This window comes from Deltaproteobacteria bacterium (genome assembly GCA_018668695.1).
Taxonomy (GTDB): Bacteria; Myxococcota; XYA12-FULL-58-9; order XYA12-FULL-58-9; family JABJBS01; genus JABJBS01.
This window is the reverse complement of sequence record JABJBS010000028.1, coordinates 1-15,293: the sequence shown is the minus strand read 5'-3', so window position 1 is coordinate 15,293 and position 15,293 is coordinate 1. Positions and strand designations below refer to the sequence as shown.

Here is a 15,293-nt window from a genome sequence, read left to right as displayed (position 1 = left end):
GAAGATATTTCTAAAGGCGACTTACCCGATGCTTCGGACTCGGGGGCGGCGGTTCCTGATCCCGAAAAGCCGTTGACCGAGGGTGGGTGTTCGGCAACGCCGATGAGCCTAGCGTGGATTTTAGGGTTTGTAGCTATCTTGCGGCGTCGGCGCTGATTACCAAGGGAAGCACTCGCCTTGTTCAGGTGTCCATTCAATATCGGTGCTTCGCAACGTGAAGGTGGGAACCTTGGCGCGAATCGCGGGGTCGAGATCGCCTGACTCTATTAAGGCATCCAAGATATCCAACCCAATGGGACGAATTTTCACCCGCATCGTCACTCTATCTACCGTTTGCTCTATGTCGTATTCGCGCTGCACGTGAGTAAGGCGTGAACCGTGGTTAAACGGCGAGTTGTCCTTGGGGGCCTTTAGCAGTGCTGTTTCATAGGATGCAGCTTGCCAAAAAAAGTGAACTTCATCTCCGTTTTCATCTACAGCCTTGTCGCCGAGCCGCCAAAGGTACGGGTCGGACTGGGCCGTCAGCGGTTCGTCTTCTGGGAATGAGCCAGCAGCGAGCACAAGCTCGTCGCCTGCATAAAATGAAAACTCAACCCATGCGCGCCGGTCTGGAGCAGCTCCGCTTGGCCAGCTGTGCCCCGCGGCGATATTTTCAAGTGTGATCGATACACTGGATCCCAAGTCGGTTGATTCAACACAAATTCGAGGGAGCAATGTGTTGTCTAATAAATTTTGTACAGCGGCTCGCTGACTTTCTCGTTCTGGGAATTCATCAAGAGCAATATCAACCCCAGGCATAGCATGATTATGAAGTCTCCGTTCTTGACCTCCAGGCCCGGTAGAACTCAGACCATTGGCACCCGGCATGTGGCATTGACTGCACGTTAGAGGCTGACCCGCTTCAGCTTTACCGAAGACTGAATTTTGCCATTCATGGTAAGTTCTTTCCACGTGTACCCCGCCTGGTGTGACGATATCGTGACATGTACCGCAGAGGTCGGCAGATTCGAGTTCGTTGCGGTCGAGCAACTTTGAGTAGCCGGATAGGTGAAAGCTATTGTCGTTAGGATACCGGATTCCGCCGAGCATCACATCAGTAGCGGGTGCTACGTCTTCTTGCTCCATGGCCAGAACCAATGGGTTGTTGTGCGTGCCTTCGACTGCAGCAACTGTGTGGCAAAAGTAGCAATTGATTCCCTGAAGGTGGTCGGGGAGATCTGGCAAATTTAAGCCATCGGTCGTGGCGCCGGTTCGAAGTGCAAGAGGAGCGTGGCACTGAACACAAAAGTCACCGAGTTCGCCTCCAGACTCCCGCTGGCCTCGTGCGTTCATTGCAAGAAATACAGGATCCTTGGATGCATAGGCATGCATGCTTCCCGCCCATTCGTTGTAGGCTTGAGGATGGCACTGCATACAGCTTGCCGGGTCCATCAGTTGGTCGCGGGTTGCGAACGCATTGATGTCTTCGGCTGGCTCGTTACAGGCAACGACCAACATCATGAGAGCCAATAATAAATGTTTGGGCGAGCCCATGCCCTTTAGCCTTCCACGCAAATCCGAAATGCGATTGCTTCACCTGAGGTTCCGGAAGCTGAAACTTCGACGGTCATTTCCCAGAAGCCAGGCATAATCAGGTTGAATGTTTCAATGTCGTAGAGACCGCCGCTGCCTTGAGTAACACCAGCATAGTAGGGTGGAGACACGCCGTGTCCATGATCTGGCATGTAGGGTGTCACGCGTATGAGCGCGTCTTCGACAGCATTGCCTTGGAGGTCTTCGACTTTAAGCGTCCAAATGTTGTCGCCAACATCCCAAGGTGCTGGTGCCGCGCTCACTAAGGTAAGCTTGAATTGGTCGCCAGTGCGAACCAAGTCAGGGCTGTAGTCATCAATATCGGGAGTGCTAGCGCAGAGCGATACGAAGGTTTCTTCGGTGTTGGTGCTGTCCTGACCGTCAGTAGGATCCTGATCAGCAGGGCTGGTTTCATCACCGCACCCATAGAGTGCCAGGAGCGTCACCGTGAGAACGGAGGCCAATTTTGCTTTATAAAACATATCTTTTCCGATGGGCTGGGCGGCCCAGAACTGGATTCTAAAGCCCTAGAAGGTGCTTCGTCAAAGCCTTTTAGGCTCATTTGCAGCAATTGGGCCAGTATTGGTGTAAAATTCAAGTTGTTTTCAGAGATTTAGGGGAAAGATATGAGTCATACCATTATGATTGTTGATGATTCGGCGATTATTCGCCTGCAGCTCTCGAGCGCTTTGAAAAAGAATGGCTACCAAGTTGTCGAGGCTGTCAACGGTGCCGATGCCTTGAACTTCGCTCAGCAACGCAATGACATCGACTTGGTCATTACCGATATCAATATGCCAGTCATGGATGGTCTGACTTTTCTTGCACAACTTCGGGCCTTAGATGGGTACGGCGCACTGCCAATATTTGTTCTCACCACCGAGTCTACAGATCACATCCAGGACGAGGGTCGTGAAAAGGGAGCAACGGCTTGGGTGGTAAAGCCGTTCGATGAAGCGGCATTGATGGCGGGTATTCGGAATTGCTTGGAGCCGAGCGATTCAACCCAGGCTTAGGCAGGTGCATCCTGTTCAGTTATTTTTAAAACTTCAAACCGAGCCAACTGGCACTCTTCGTGCGCATCGATTTTACCTTTTTCTTTAGCAATTTGTAGTTGCTTCTCCACCGTCTCGATACCATCGACGTTGGGAAGTAGAAGACCACGCTTTGAGCCGGCCATGACCACCACACCATAGCGATGCGGATCGAGAGATGCAGTACTGCTGATTTCTTCCAAAGGCATTAAGAGACTGAGCTCAATCGAAAGGTTTTGTAGCTCTAGGGTGTCTCGAAGTGGCGTGAACCGGGTATCGCGGGTCGCTGCCATGATGGCGCATTCTGCGACTTCTTGGGTGAGGGTAGGGGTAATTCCTTGGGTGCGCCCGATACAGCCCCGCAGCTTTTTAGACGGCTCCCAGAGCGTTACGAATACGCCTTGGCTGGTGTTTAAGTTTGTATCCAGTGCAGGTACATTGAGGGGTTGCCCCGTGAGATATTGCTCAATGGCTAGACGGGCGGTTTCCAGTAGAAGGCGATAAGCCTCTGTATTAGCTGGGTTGGTCATGGTGAAGCTTAGGACGAATATGGTCAGCAAGCCAACTCTTGGGGTTTGGCCCTGACCTAAAAACGGGTAAGATATCTTAGGAGGTTGAGTTATGAGCGTTGAGGAAGATCCACGAGAGCGCCGCGATACAGGGCGGCATGAAGGTGAATTCCCATATCAACTTGTGATTGGCGACAATGAATACGAAGGTGTAACCCGGAATCTGAGTATGGGAGGGGTTTTAATTGATCTCCCGGAGGCTGTTGAAGCAGGGTTGATTGACCAGTCGGGCTTCATGACCGTGGTGATCAATTCCTTGCCTTACGATGGCGCATGCACTGTGGTTCGTGTGGCCTCAACAGGTGTGGGCATCCGGTTTGACGAGATTGAAGGTACGGCACTCGAGGAAGCTATTTTTGATTTTATCAATGATGAGCTTGAGTACCTCTGATTTACCCTTGACGATTGCACGGCTCTCGAACAACTCTTGCTCCGAGAGTTGGTATCATGACCCCTGAAGCTGATACATTTCTATATTTTATGACCAGCGGTATCTTGTTGGGTCTGAGCGGTGGTTTATCGCCCGGACCGCTCACGGCACTTGTCATATCTCAGACGTTACGGTTCGGTGCTCGTGAGGGCATGTTGGTAGCTTTGGCGCCAATCCTCACCGACGGTCCGTTGGTGTTGGCAGCAGGGTTTTTGGTAAGCGTGGCTGCGGGCATGGACGGTGTCCTCGGTGCTTTGTCGGTCCTTGGCGCATTGGTGGTAACCTATTTGGCTTGGGACGCTTACCACGCTCAAATTCCATCTGTTGAAGAGGGCGGCGAGCCTCGCTCAATCGTCAAGAGCATCGCGGTGAATCTGGTGAACCCACACCCTTATGTGTTTTGGTTTATGGTGGGTGGTCCATTGGTGGCTCGTGCTTTGGCCAAGGGTGGATGGTATCTCACAAGTTTTCTCGTAGGATTCTTTGTTTGCTTAGTGGGGGCCAAGCTTGCTCTGGCGTTGATTACTCAACACTTTCGCGAATGGCTCTTGGGCCCTCCTTACCGAACCGTCATGCGAATTCTGTCGGTGGCGTTGCTTCTATTTGCAGTGGTGATGTTGGTCGATGGAGTAGAGCGATTGCTCGTTTAGTCTTTTGTCTTTTGAGTTTTATTTTCAGGACTTTTTTTGGCATCCAGATCACGGGCAACATCCATCATGTGTTCGCAAGATGGCCGGTGTTGAAGCGCGCAGGCCGCACGGTAAAGCTCAATAGCGCGCTCAAGATCTACCGGGATATGTTGCCTCGGTTCACCCTCTTCGAATGCGATGGCCAGCCGAACGCAGCCATCGACTATCCCTTCATTGCACCAAGATCCCATAACCGGAATGAATCTTGGGTCTTGCCTGTTGGGCCCGTTCTCTTTGGCATAGCAGCCCCGGCCGTCTTTAAGTTTACAAGATTGGATAAAGAGTTCTTTGGCTCTATTTTCGTTTCGAGTCACGCCAATGCCGCCAACGTGCAGAGTTCCTAGCCTATGACAGGCGGGTCCCGAACCGTCTTGGCATGCCTCTAAGTATTGCTTGGCCAGCTCTGGTGCGGCGATGGCTTTACCTTGGCCGCGCCCTTTGCCCACGGTGACTTCGTTGGTGGATAGGTCGAAGTAACGCCAATCAGGTGGAGACTTCATGGGCGTACAGCCGATGTTAAAAACGATGAGTGTGCTCCATAAGAGCAGAGCAACGAGCTTTGAACGAATTTGAAATGGCATACTGATAGAAGATTATCCTAAGGCATTTTTAAATGAAAGACTCTGTGTTTAAGCCATGAGGCTCAAGACACTGCCTTTTTGATTGTTCTCGATTTGTTGCATTTTCAAAGCTGCGAAAAGCCTGAACCGTTGCCGGCTTAGAGCTGTGGACTCTTGGGCAAAATCGGTATCGCCGATGCGAGATTTGGCAGCGCTATGGCTTTGACGGCTCTGATGCAGGTTTGATTGTGCGGCCATCAAACGGTTTTCAGTGGAGCCAATATTAGCGCGTTGTGTATTCAAGGTTTGAATAGCCGTGTCGATGTCATCGATGGCGGCCCAAGCATCGGCGCTCGTTGATACTTGGGTAGCGCTCACGCCAAGGTTGGCTGTCGTCCCGTCTGGAATCGAAAGAGTGACTTGGTTGGCCCCGCCGGCATGGGTACCAACTTGGAGTTCGACGGACCCTCCTTGAAGCAGAGGCTGGCGACTCTGGCTGGTCGTATTGGCTACTCGGTCTAGATCGGCACGAAGGCTGTTGAACTCTTGCGAAATCATATCACGTTGATCCTGGTTCATCGTGCCGTTTCCAGCGGCCAAGCTTAATTCGCGCATGCGGCTCAGGATGATTGTCTGCTGAGAGAGCGCGCCGTCCATCGTTCGAGCGATATCCATGCCGGCACCTGTGTTGCGAGAGGCTTGGCTAATACTGAGTTCCTGAGCTTCAAGCTGTTTATAAATGGCCAAGGCTACGGGGTTATCAGCGCTCTGATTGAGCTTTTTACCGGAAGATAATTTTGCGAAACCCTGATTGACCTTGTTGTAGGCTTTACGTTGGGCTCGCAAGGTGGAAGATTGGGCCGGCTCGATACGCATAACAGTTCTCCATGTCCCCAGTCCCATCAGAGGCCTAACGGGACAGCTCGGAACCGTCAAGTGCGTACCAGTTGGATTACCCGAATATTGCAGCAGAATTTGATTGAAATGAACCAGAAATCTATGGAAATGAGCCTCATGGGAACAAAACGTACAATCATCGAAGAGTCGTCGAAGCGAATAGCACCTTACTTGCGGGAGACCCCGGTAGAGCGTTCCGCTTGGTTAAGTAGCTGCAGTGATGGGGATGTGTTTCTTAAACTTGAAAATTTTCAAATCACAGGTTCGTTTAAGGCGAGGGGAGCATTAAACAAGCTAACCTCTCTCACTGCGGGTGAACGGGAATTGGGAGTCGTTACAGCGTCCAGTGGTAACCACGGAGCGGCGGTTGCCTATGGAAGTAATGCGTTGGGCGTTGATGCGGAAGTATACGTTCCCAAATCAGCTTCGCCGGCTAAGATTGCTGTGATTAAAAGCTATGGCGCTCAGGTCGAGCTATTCGGAGACGACTGCGTAGAGACTGAAGCCAGGGCGCGTGCCCGTGCTGAGGAAACAGGCCGAATTTATATCTCACCTTATAACGATGAAACTGTCATGGCGGGGCAGGGTACTGTTGGGGTTGAGTTGCATCGAAGGCTGGAAACTGTGGATGCGGTTTTTGTATCTCTTGGCGGAGGGGGGCTGATTGGTGGGATGGGCACTTACTTGAAAGAGACGCTCGGCGACGTTGAAATTGTAGCCGTCTCGCCTGAGCAATCACCCGCCATGCACGAATGTCTCGAGGCAGGGAAAATCATAGACGTGCCATGCTTTGATACACTTTCAGATGGAACAGCTGGCGGCGTAGAACTCGGGGCGATTACGTATGAAGTGTGCGCGCAGGTTGTGGATCGAAGCCTATTGGTTTCCGAAGATGCGATTGCTGAAGCGATGAGAACTTTCATGGAGAAACACCGAATGATGATCGAGGGAGCAGCCGGAGTTGCCCTTGCTGGTTTTCTCCAAGTTGCAAAAGACTACAAAGGTAAGCGGGTAGCTATTGTCGTTTGCGGCGCGAATATTAGCCTTGAGAAACTCAGTGGAGTGATCAAATGAGCACGAAAGTATTAGCTTGGCCAGAGATTGAAAAGAAGCTGGTCGGTCTCGACGTCGTGGGCGCAATGGAAGCTGCGTTTGATGCATTTTCTCAAGGGCTGGCAGTCATTCCTCCGGTAGGAGAACTCACGTTTGAAAAGCCACCGGGCGATGTTCATATAAAGTATGGTTACTTGAAAGAGGGCAGCCACTACGTTGTTAAGATTGCTTCGGGTTTTTACAATAATCCCAAGCTGGGACTTTCTTCTTGTCAGGGAATGATGCTTTTGTTTGACCAAGCAACAGGTGTGCCTGCAACTATTTTATTGGATGAGGGTAAACTCACCGATATTCGTACGGGTGCGGCAGGTGCTGCGGCGGCCAAGCATTTAGCTCCTAAAGAGGTTCAAGCGATTGGAGTTTTAGGAGCAGGGATTCAGGCCAGAATGCAGCTTAAGTACTTAGCAGAAGTCAGTGCGTGCCGTAAGGTCGTGGTCTGGAACCGTACCGAGGAGCATGCGGTCTCATTGTGCGAAGAGATTGCTAAGATGGGTTTTAATGCAACGGTTGTGGGTCATCCTCGCGATGTTGCCTTGAACGCTAACCTTATCATCACGACGACACCGTCCCGTGAGCCTCTCTTAAGTGCCGACTGGATTCAGCCCGGCACCCACATTACGGCGGTTGGCTCTGATACTGCGGATAAGCAGGAATTAGACTCTAAGATTCTTTCCAAGGCTCGTGTTGTTGCCGATAGTTTAGCGCAGAGTGAGTCGCGGGGTGAGATTTACCGTGCGGTGGAGGCGGGCGACATAGACAGATCTTCGGTGGTTGAGCTGGGTAATGTTATGGGTGGCCGCTCGCAGGGCCGGATGGCCGAGGACGAGATTACAATTGCCGACTTAACCGGTGTTGCTGTTCAAGATTTGGCAATAGCGACAGCTGTCTTCAAAAACGTTTAGATTTTTTGGACAAAAAAAGGCCCCAGCTGAGCTGAGGCCTTTTAAGAAATCTATTATTTCTCGAATCAGTCTATGTTGAGAATAGTCTGAAGCAAAACACGACCTACTTCATAGGGGTCGATGTTTGCACATGGACGACGGTCTTCGAGGTAACCTTTGCCTTGTTCTGCAACGTCCGCAGGAATACGGACAGAAGCAGTACGGTCACCGGCACCATACTTGAACTCATCAAAACGGCATGTTTCATGGCGTCCTGTCAGGCGAGCCTGAAATCCATCACCGTAAACAGCGAGGTGCTCAGGAATACGCTTAGCGAGTGCTTCACAAGCAGCATGAATGTGCTTGATGCCGCCTTCTGCACGCATAGCTGCAGTTGAGAAGTTGGTGTGGGCGCCAGCGCCGTTCCAGTCACCAGGAACAGGCTTCGCATCAAGAGTGGCAGTGATGCCAACATCTTCACCGATGCGATAGAGAAGCCAACGAGCAAGCCAGAGGTGATCCGCTACGAGTAGTGGGTCACAGTCAGGGCCACCGATTTGGAATTCCCACTGGCCAGGCATAACTTCCGCGTTGATACCCACGAGTGCAATACCTGCATCGAGGCAAGCAAACATGTGTGCTTCAACAACATCACGGCCGAATACTTCATCAGCGCCAACGCCGCAGTAGTATGGACCTTGTGCTGCAGGGAAGCGTCGCTCACTTGGGAAACCGAGAGGAGCAGAACCGTCGAAGAATGTATATTCTTGTTCGATACCAACCCATGCATCGGCATCACGGCCGCCTGCATCCATAACGCGTACCAGTTCAGCACGCTGATTGGTCGGGTGAGGCTCATTGGTTGAAGGAATCAGAACTTCGCAAAGGACGAGGTAAGAGTCGCCGCCGCGGATTGGATCCATTACGACGCGAGCAGCGCGTAGCTTACAGTCAGATAAATCGCCAGGCGCTTGTCCTGTTGATGATCCGTCGAAGCCCCAGTCAGGAAACTGACCTGGATCAATAGAACCATCATCACTGGTGGCAATATCTACACCCACCATGCACTTGGTTTTTGAACGAACTTGCGCAACGGGGTCACCGCCGTCAATCCAGATATACTCCGCAACAACTGCCATGTTGTTCTCCTTGTTTTACACCAAATAAGTGGCCCAATTTAGGGCGTGTTTTACGAATCTCGAGCTTTTGGGATTGGGAAAGTTAGCATGCATCAACTCGGCTGAATTGTCTTTTAGCATGTTCCCCAACACCATCGGTTCATTCTCCGACGTAGTGCGTTATCATGAAAGCGAGTGCGTGCAAACTGAAATTGACGCGGTGGAATACGCAGAAAATACCGAAATGTAGTTTAGGGGTCCTGGGAATCTACAAAAATGTTGTATCCAAAAAAATCCAGAGCATTTTCAAGGCCAGTCGCTTCACGAAAAACCGATCTTTGGTCGGCTGAAAATGTTCGTTTAGCAAGATTTTCACCCCTTCGGGATGTGTTGATAGCCGGCCAGGATTTCAAGAATGCAGTCTGACGGGGTGAAATCTCGATGCCGAGGTAGCCCATCAGGTCTTCAAAGCATGGGGCTCTTTTCTTCGTAGATGTAAGATCTTCGAGTTTGATCCGGTGGTGCTCAGGACCGTTCTCAACATTCAAAACAGACCTCGCCCAGATTTCAGCCGCGGATTTGAGGCACGCAGGTGGTGGTAGGCCGGTGGCAAGCTCCCAGTTGTCGAGCCACGATGCTGCGACTGCGCGGCCATCGCGCACCAAATGAAGCCATATAGCATTGGGGAAGCCTTGATGCAGAAGTTGAAGGCTGGATGGGTGCTCGATTTGGTGAACAGTAAACCCCCAGCGGGTGACTCGTTTCTTATGGAGTAGTCCCATATCGGGGTCTTCCATCGATGCATCATAAAAAGCATTCACGAGGGAGCGTTGTGCGGCGGAAATCAAGTCAGGGTTGGTATGGCTTTGAGGCTCACTAAGCTCCGGGTAGGCCTTAAGCATGGCGCTGATAAGACTAGATTCGAGTAATCTAACCTCGGGGTGCACCGTGAGAAGACTGCGAAGAAGTGACGACCCGGACCGAGCTACTGCCAGCAGAATAATGGGCGCAGTTGGGTCGATGTCAATCTCACGGATCATGCCCCTCTAAAGCCTCTCCTAGAATAAGTGCAGAAGACCTGCGGTCAACTTAGCCTCTATTTCTATAAATGGTGTCAGTGTGATGCTTAGTCACATCATAAAGAATTGTTCAGGGGCACACCATTACAGATTGCAGGAAACGAAGAACATAGGAGTCAATGCTGGTTATTGCTCATCCACACTGAGATTAAAGGAGGTGCCAATCCAGCTCTTGGTTGCGTCGACGCCAACGTAGAGGCTACCCGTGGTCGGTGTTACGCCATTACACGTTTCCTCAAGTTCCCCGCTTAACTCTGATTGGCAAAGAGTCGTTGCAAACGTTGAGTCATTATCGGACACATGTAAATCGGCATCTCCGTCAAGTCCTGAAATAGAAACGCGGTAAGATTGAAATGGGGTCACATTCACCTTGTAGATGAGCCACTCCTTGACCTCTGTACTATGCACTACTGATACCGGAGTACCTGATAGCTCTTCGATGGGCATCGGTTCTACCACAAGCGTGTAGGAGCTTGGGCTTTCACTTAAAATGCCGCTTACGCGTACGAAAAGTGTCCCTTGCTCAGCCTCTTGGAAGCTACATATTTCGTCGTCGTTGCCTCCGTGAAGCGATGAACAAGTTGGATTGCTGATGTTGTAGGTTTCGTCGTCTCCATAAACCCACAGGCCTAAATCAGCAGTCATTGAGCGTAGGTGAACATTATATTTCGCGGACGGATGGACGGGGATAGCATAGTACTGTGATGCGCCGTCGTCGACGCTGCGTTGGTCACTTAGAGGAGCCGAGATAACCCATGGGTCATTGCTTGAACCAGTCCCGGTCAGTTGTTGGCTGGTGATTACAATGGTGACATTGTCTGAGAGTGACGTTGCAGTATGGTTGACCTCAATAAGCACAGCACCTGCTGAGAGTGCAGATAAGAGGCCGGTGTTTGAGATGCTTGCAAGAGAGGACGTGCTGGAGTTCCAAACCAGTCCTTCACTTAGAAAGCTTTCGGTTCCGTCAGAGAAAGTGCCGCGTACGGTGAGTTGGAGTGTCTCGCCTAGGCCCACAGATGGATTTTCGGGTGAAATGCTGACCGAAACCAGAGTTGGTTCGTTGCTTTCTACGCGTGCAGCTGTGGTGGCGCTAAGGCCAAGTACGGTCGCTGTGATCAGGCTGGTTCCGGCTTGCCTGCTGGTTAAGATACCTGTGTCATCTACGGTGGCGACATTTTCATTCGCTGATGACCACTCAATACCGTTTTGGATGGTTGCGGTCGTGGAGTCGTCATAGTGGCCAAGCAGGTTCAGTTGGACTGTTTGGTTGAGGGAGAGAAGCGGGTTGCTTGGAGTAATCGTAACATGAGTAAGAACCGGGCCTGTGGGTTCTTCGGGATCGTCAGGACCGTTGTCATTCGCAGATTGAACACTCAAAGTCGCGGTGCCGGTTATCCCCAAGTTGAGCTCGGTAACCGTAATCATCGTGGTACCTGAAGCCCGTCCGACAACATTACCCATGGGATCAATTGTAGCGATGTCTGTGTTGGAGCTTTGCCACTCAAGCCACTCGTTGAGGCTGGTGATGGTTCCATCGGAGAAAACGGCGGTGGCTTTGAGTAAAATATTCTCGCCAACTTCCACCCACGGTTGGACGGGCGTGATGAGAATTGAGTCTACTGTGGCCGAAGCCATTGGTGACGTGTGAGGCTGACCGCATCCGCTAAGGATAAATAACGACGTCGCGATGACGACGCTTCGAAAAAAGGTTAAAGCAGTGCACGCACCGATACGATGAGGTGCTATCCATTGATCCATTTTGTATGCTCCCGGGGAGGGGTTTTTCGTTTGCAGTAAACTGCGCGACGTTGGAACACATTCGCAATCCGCGACTCAATTCGTCAATTGCTTTTTATTATAATTGTAAGGTTTTTGATCCGTCCCAAGAACCGTGTCACCTGATATCAAGTGATTAGCCGATGATAAGTACTCAAGTCGTAATTGTTGCACCGCGTCAGTGGTGGGCCTTGGACCTTGTTTCTATTTCTTTTATTCGCCCCCGTTGTTTGTTACTGTGCCTGTTTTGCCGAACTTAGTAGGAGGTCAGGCATGGTACGGGTATCGATTCCCAAAGAGCAGGTACAGTGTGAAAACTGGATCGGTGGAGACTGGCGTAAGGGCAGTGGCGACGCTATCGAAATTCAGTCGCCTATTACCGGCGCAACCATTGGAAGCCTCCAAGCAAGCACTGCTGAAGATTTGACCGACTGCATTGAGAATTCTCAAGAAGCAGCCAAAGGCTGGGCGGCGTTATCTATCAAGGAACGATGTGCGGTGATGTTTCGTGCCCGTGAGATCTTACTGCGTGAATGTGACGCGATAAGCCATGTGGTGAGCGCCGAGAGCGGAAAGACTTTTGGAGAATCGAAGGCTGGATTATTCAAAGGCATAGAGGTTCTGGAATACGCATTAAGCTTACAAAACGTCGATAGTGGTGGGCGCATGGAAGTGTCGACTGGCGTCTGGTGTGAGTACCGACGGGAGCCGCTTGGGGTGGTTGCAGGGATTACGCCTTTTAATTTTCCAGCAATGGTTCCTATGTGGATGATGCCCATTGCTCTGACTTTAGGAAATGCTTTCATCTGGAAACCCTCTGAGAAAACGCCAATTACCTCGAAGCTGCTGGCGCAAGCATTTGCCGAAGCAGGTCTGCCGGCAGGTGTTTTGAATATTGTTCAGGGTGGCCGGGAAACAGTAGAAGCGATATTGGATGCACCGGGAATCTCTGCCGCGGCATTTGTGGGTTCTACGGCAGTCGCGAAGCAGGTTTATGCGAGGGGTTCAGCAAGTCACAAAAGAGTCTTGGCTCTTGGAGGCGCGAAGAACCATATTGTTCTAATGCCCGACGCCAATCCGGAGATGGCAGCGGATGGCATTGTGGCTTCATTTACCGGTTGTGCAGGTCAACGTTGTATGGCGGCCAGTGTGTTACTCGCCGTGGGTGATACCGAGCATATTCTCTCTCAGATAAAAGAGCGCGCAGCTGGCTTGAAACTTTCCGACAACATGGGCGCTATCATTACGCAAGAGTCTGTCGATAAGCTCAACCAGGCGGTTGATAAAGCAGAGTCAGCGGGAACAAAAATTCTTTTGGATGGCAGGCGGCCTCAGGCTCCGACGGATTATAAAAATGGGTTTTGGTTTGCGCCAACGATACTCGATGAAGTCTCGCGAGATGCTGAGGTATCACAGACAGAGCTTTTCGGACCTGTGCTTACGATTATACGCTGTGAAAATCTAAGCGAAGCTTTGGAGATTGAGAATGGTAGCGAATATGGCAATGCCGCTTCGGTATTTACACAAAGCGGTGCTGTAGCAGAGCGATTTGCGCAAGAAGCCCAAGCGGGCATGGTTGGTGTGAACATAGGTGTACCTGTTCCACGTGAACCGTTTTCTTTTGGAGGCATCCAAGCCTCTAAGTTTGGCCAGGGTGATATCACGGGTGCAGGCAGCCTCGACTTTTGGTCCAATCAGAAAAAGCTAACGACAAAGTGGTCGATTGAATCGGCACGTAACTGGATGAGTTAAGAGGATAGCATGGCAACAATATATGGTTCTTCACACGTTGTTTTAACATCACACCCGGGTCACATTTTTAGTGAGTCACCCGAAATCGAGTGGGGTCATGCCGAGCCAACTAAACGGGGTCCGGTTGTCGCATCACTTACGAACATGAAGCATCGAAATGCGATCGGTACACACAGCGGAAGCTATGCGGTTTACAGGGCTCTATCCACTGCCGCGGGAGCCATGGATGCTGACCATAAGCCTGATTTAACAAATACTGCACCGGTTTGGGACATTGGACCTTTTCCGTCTTGGAGCGACCCTGAGAAAATCGTATCTCTCGATCCATGGGGCGCCCACGTTCATAAAATTTATGCAGAAGATTATAAGAAGGGTTACGATATACGGCCTACGATTGCGATCACGCGTGGTCATATCAATATGCCAGAGATAGCTCGCTTTATTGAAGATGGGGAGATCAAGGTCGATGGCAAAGTTGTGACGGAGCAGGGCGATGTAACCATTACCAAAGCTGCGGTTGAGCCGGTGTGGTATCTGCCTGGAATAGCCAAGCGCATTGGCGTTGATGAAGGCGAACTTCGAAGAGTATTGTTTCAAGAAACCGGGGGCATGTTCCCCGAGCTTGTAACCCGCCCAGACTTGAAAGTTCTTTTGCCACCTATTGGAAGTACTACAGCCTATATTTTTGGAGATCCTAAAGACATCGGGAATCCAGATAAGAAGCTTTGTGTCCGGGTGCATGACGAGTGCAACGGTTCGGATGTATTTGGTTCAGATATCTGCACCTGTCGTCCCTACCTTGTTCACGGTATCGAAGAAGCGGTGAGAACAGCACAAGAAGGCGGCGTTGGGATGGTGGTCTATTTTCGTAAAGAAGGTAGAGCCCTCGGCGAAGTCACAAAGTTTCTGGTTTATAATGCACGTAAGCGTCAAGAGGGCGGTGACTCAGCTGCCACCTATTTCGAGCGCACTGAATGTGTAGCTGGCGTTGAAGACATGCGCTTTCAAGAACTTATGCCCGATGTTCTTCATTGGCTCGGCGTAACGAAGATAGACCGGCTGCTTTCTATGAGCGATATGAAGTATGATGCCATTGAAAATTCTGGCATCGAGATTGTTGAGCGCGTTGCTATCCCACCCGAGCGTATCCCGGGGGATGCTCAGGTTGAGATGGAAGCAAAAAAAGCAGCGGGGTATTACACCGAAGGCGAAGTTAAAGCTGAGGGCGAACTCGAGAATGTGAAGGGGAGAGAGCTTGATGACTGAGCAAGGGTTTGAGCATGAACCGGAATTTGTCGACTTTATTTTGTCACCACGCGCCATTCGTGAGTGCGCTGCTAAAATTTATAAAAGGGCACAAGAAGGTGCGACTCATTTTGCGATTAACGACGATAAGCTCGATGAGGTCGCAAATTATGTGAAGGATGTTACCTTAGAAAATTACCCCGAATTGGACATCCCGTTTCATTCACGTTGGGGGCATTTTCAAGCAGGGGGCCGAGATAGAGTATCGGTGCTCAATGGTGCCCTCGAGGGGCTTGATACCGAGGAGCAAGCAAAGGCTAAGTTGGACCTCGTCATCGTTTCCGTGTTGTTGGATGCAGGAGCGGGACCCGATTGGGCGTATACCGATGGTCAGTTGAAGATTGGGCGCTCTGAGGGACTTGCCGTTGCGAGTTTTAATATGTTCTTCCAAGGAGCTTTTTCATCTGACCCCTCACAGCCGTTGCGTGTTGACGCAGTAGGGTTAATGGGTCTTTCCAAACAAACACTCGAAGCTGGTTTTCAGGTAAGCGATGACAATCCGCTTGTGGGAGTTGAAG

At 50.9% G+C, this 15,293-nt stretch carries 14 protein-coding genes and 1 pseudogene; 7 read left to right on the top strand and 8 right to left on the bottom strand.

What is annotated here, in order from left to right:
- Positions 1–156: 156 nt before the first annotated feature.
- Positions 157–1,533 (bottom strand): hypothetical protein, encoded by a 1,377-nt coding sequence (locus tag HOK28_01325; GenBank protein MBT6431699.1) that lies wholly within the window; start codon positions 1,531–1,533, stop codon positions 157–159.
- 5 nt (positions 1,534–1,538) lie between these two features.
- Positions 1,539–2,054, bottom strand: a complete 516-nt coding sequence (locus HOK28_01320) for a hypothetical protein (protein MBT6431698.1) — start codon at positions 2,052–2,054, stop codon at positions 1,539–1,541.
- Positions 2,055–2,198: 144 nt separating this feature from the next.
- Between HOK28_01320 and HOK28_01315 the strand changes: the two genes are divergently transcribed.
- Positions 2,199–2,588 (top strand): response regulator, encoded by a 390-nt coding sequence (locus tag HOK28_01315; protein ID MBT6431697.1) that lies wholly within the window; start codon positions 2,199–2,201, stop codon positions 2,586–2,588.
- On the opposite strand, the gene amrA is transcribed toward HOK28_01315, so the two are convergent.
- Positions 2,585–3,166, bottom strand: a complete 582-nt coding sequence (amrA, locus tag HOK28_01310) for an AmmeMemoRadiSam system protein A (protein ID MBT6431696.1) — start codon at positions 3,164–3,166, stop codon at positions 2,585–2,587. The two genes, HOK28_01315 and amrA, sit on opposite strands and share 4 nt — an antisense overlap.
- A gap of 61 nt (positions 3,167–3,227) precedes the next feature.
- On the opposite strand from amrA, the gene HOK28_01305 reads away from it, so the two are divergent.
- A complete protein-coding gene (locus HOK28_01305; GenBank protein MBT6431695.1) occupies positions 3,228–3,566 on the top strand; it encodes a PilZ domain-containing protein in 339 nt (112 codons plus the stop codon).
- A gap of 56 nt (positions 3,567–3,622) precedes the next feature.
- Positions 3,623–4,255, top strand: coding sequence for a LysE family transporter (locus HOK28_01300; GenBank protein MBT6431694.1), 633 nt, complete (start codon positions 3,623–3,625; stop codon positions 4,253–4,255).
- On the opposite strand, the gene HOK28_01295 is transcribed toward HOK28_01300, so the two are convergent.
- Both HOK28_01295 and HOK28_01290 read right to left on the bottom strand, forming a co-directional pair.
- Complete coding sequence (locus tag HOK28_01295) at positions 4,252–4,875, bottom strand: sel1 repeat family protein (GenBank protein ID MBT6431693.1); 624 nt, start codon at positions 4,873–4,875, stop codon at positions 4,252–4,254. The genes HOK28_01300 and HOK28_01295 overlap by 4 nt on opposite strands.
- A gap of 48 nt (positions 4,876–4,923) precedes the next feature.
- Entirely contained in the window at positions 4,924–5,730 is an 807-nt protein-coding gene (locus tag HOK28_01290; protein ID MBT6431692.1) for a hypothetical protein, read from the bottom strand.
- A 138-nt stretch (positions 5,731–5,868) separates the two neighbouring features.
- Between HOK28_01290 and HOK28_01285 the strand changes: the two genes are divergently transcribed.
- Both HOK28_01285 and HOK28_01280 read left to right on the top strand, forming a co-directional pair.
- On the top strand, positions 5,869–6,825 hold the full coding sequence (locus HOK28_01285; protein ID MBT6431691.1) for a threonine/serine dehydratase: 957 nt from the start codon (positions 5,869–5,871) through the stop codon (positions 6,823–6,825).
- Positions 6,822–7,766 (top strand): ornithine cyclodeaminase family protein, encoded by a 945-nt coding sequence (locus HOK28_01280; protein MBT6431690.1) that lies wholly within the window; start codon positions 6,822–6,824, stop codon positions 7,764–7,766. The genes HOK28_01285 and HOK28_01280 overlap by 4 nt, the downstream gene beginning before the upstream one ends.
- Positions 7,767–7,831: 65 nt before the next feature.
- On the opposite strand, the gene HOK28_01275 is transcribed toward HOK28_01280, so the two are convergent.
- From HOK28_01275 to HOK28_01265, 3 genes are all read right to left on the bottom strand, one after another.
- On the bottom strand, positions 7,832–8,884 hold the full coding sequence (locus HOK28_01275; GenBank protein ID MBT6431689.1) for a glutamine synthetase: 1,053 nt from the start codon (positions 8,882–8,884) through the stop codon (positions 7,832–7,834).
- Positions 8,885–9,114: 230 nt separating this feature from the next.
- Positions 9,115–9,903 carry a hypothetical protein gene (locus tag HOK28_01270; protein MBT6431688.1) on the bottom strand — a complete coding sequence of 263 codons (789 nt, stop codon included), beginning with the start codon at positions 9,901–9,903 and terminating at the stop codon, positions 9,115–9,117.
- A gap of 165 nt (positions 9,904–10,068) precedes the next feature.
- Positions 10,069–11,700 carry a hypothetical protein gene (locus HOK28_01265; GenBank protein MBT6431687.1) on the bottom strand — a complete coding sequence of 544 codons (1,632 nt, stop codon included), beginning with the start codon at positions 11,698–11,700 and terminating at the stop codon, positions 10,069–10,071.
- Between the two features lie 291 nt (positions 11,701–11,991).
- Between HOK28_01265 and HOK28_01260 the strand changes: the two are divergent.
- Positions 11,992–14,736, top strand: a pseudogene (locus HOK28_01260) (GTP cyclohydrolase II).
- A partial coding sequence (locus HOK28_01255; GenBank protein MBT6431686.1) for a DUF1688 family protein occupies positions 14,729–15,293 on the top strand: 565 nt, incomplete at its 3' end. The pseudogene HOK28_01260 and the gene HOK28_01255, both read left to right, overlap by 8 nt.

Bases quoted from the DNA above. Each gene is read 5' to 3' on its own strand.
- HOK28_01325 (MBT6431699.1), bottom strand. From the start codon at position 1,533: ATGGGCTCGCCCAAACATTTATTATTGGCTCTCATGATGTTGGTCGTT.
- HOK28_01320 (MBT6431698.1), bottom strand. From the start codon at position 2,054: ATGTTTTATAAAGCAAAATTGGCCTCCGTTCTCACGGTGACGCTCCTG.
- HOK28_01315 (MBT6431697.1), top strand. From the start codon at position 2,199: ATGAGTCATACCATTATGATTGTTGATGATTCGGCGATTATTCGCCTG.
- HOK28_01305 (MBT6431695.1), top strand. From the start codon at position 3,228: ATGAGCGTTGAGGAAGATCCACGAGAGCGCCGCGATACAGGGCGGCAT.
- HOK28_01300 (MBT6431694.1), top strand. From the start codon at position 3,623: ATGACCCCTGAAGCTGATACATTTCTATATTTTATGACCAGCGGTATC.
- HOK28_01295 (MBT6431693.1), bottom strand. From the start codon at position 4,875: ATGCCATTTCAAATTCGTTCAAAGCTCGTTGCTCTGCTCTTATGGAGC.
- HOK28_01290 (MBT6431692.1), bottom strand. From the start codon at position 5,730: ATGCGTATCGAGCCGGCCCAATCTTCCACCTTGCGAGCCCAACGTAAA.
- HOK28_01285 (MBT6431691.1), top strand. From the start codon at position 5,869: ATGGGAACAAAACGTACAATCATCGAAGAGTCGTCGAAGCGAATAGCA.
- HOK28_01280 (MBT6431690.1), top strand. From the start codon at position 6,822: ATGAGCACGAAAGTATTAGCTTGGCCAGAGATTGAAAAGAAGCTGGTC.
- HOK28_01275 (MBT6431689.1), bottom strand. From the start codon at position 8,884: ATGGCAGTTGTTGCGGAGTATATCTGGATTGACGGCGGTGACCCCGTT.
- HOK28_01270 (MBT6431688.1), bottom strand. From the start codon at position 9,903: ATGATCCGTGAGATTGACATCGACCCAACTGCGCCCATTATTCTGCTG.
- HOK28_01265 (MBT6431687.1), bottom strand. From the start codon at position 11,700: ATGGATCAATGGATAGCACCTCATCGTATCGGTGCGTGCACTGCTTTA.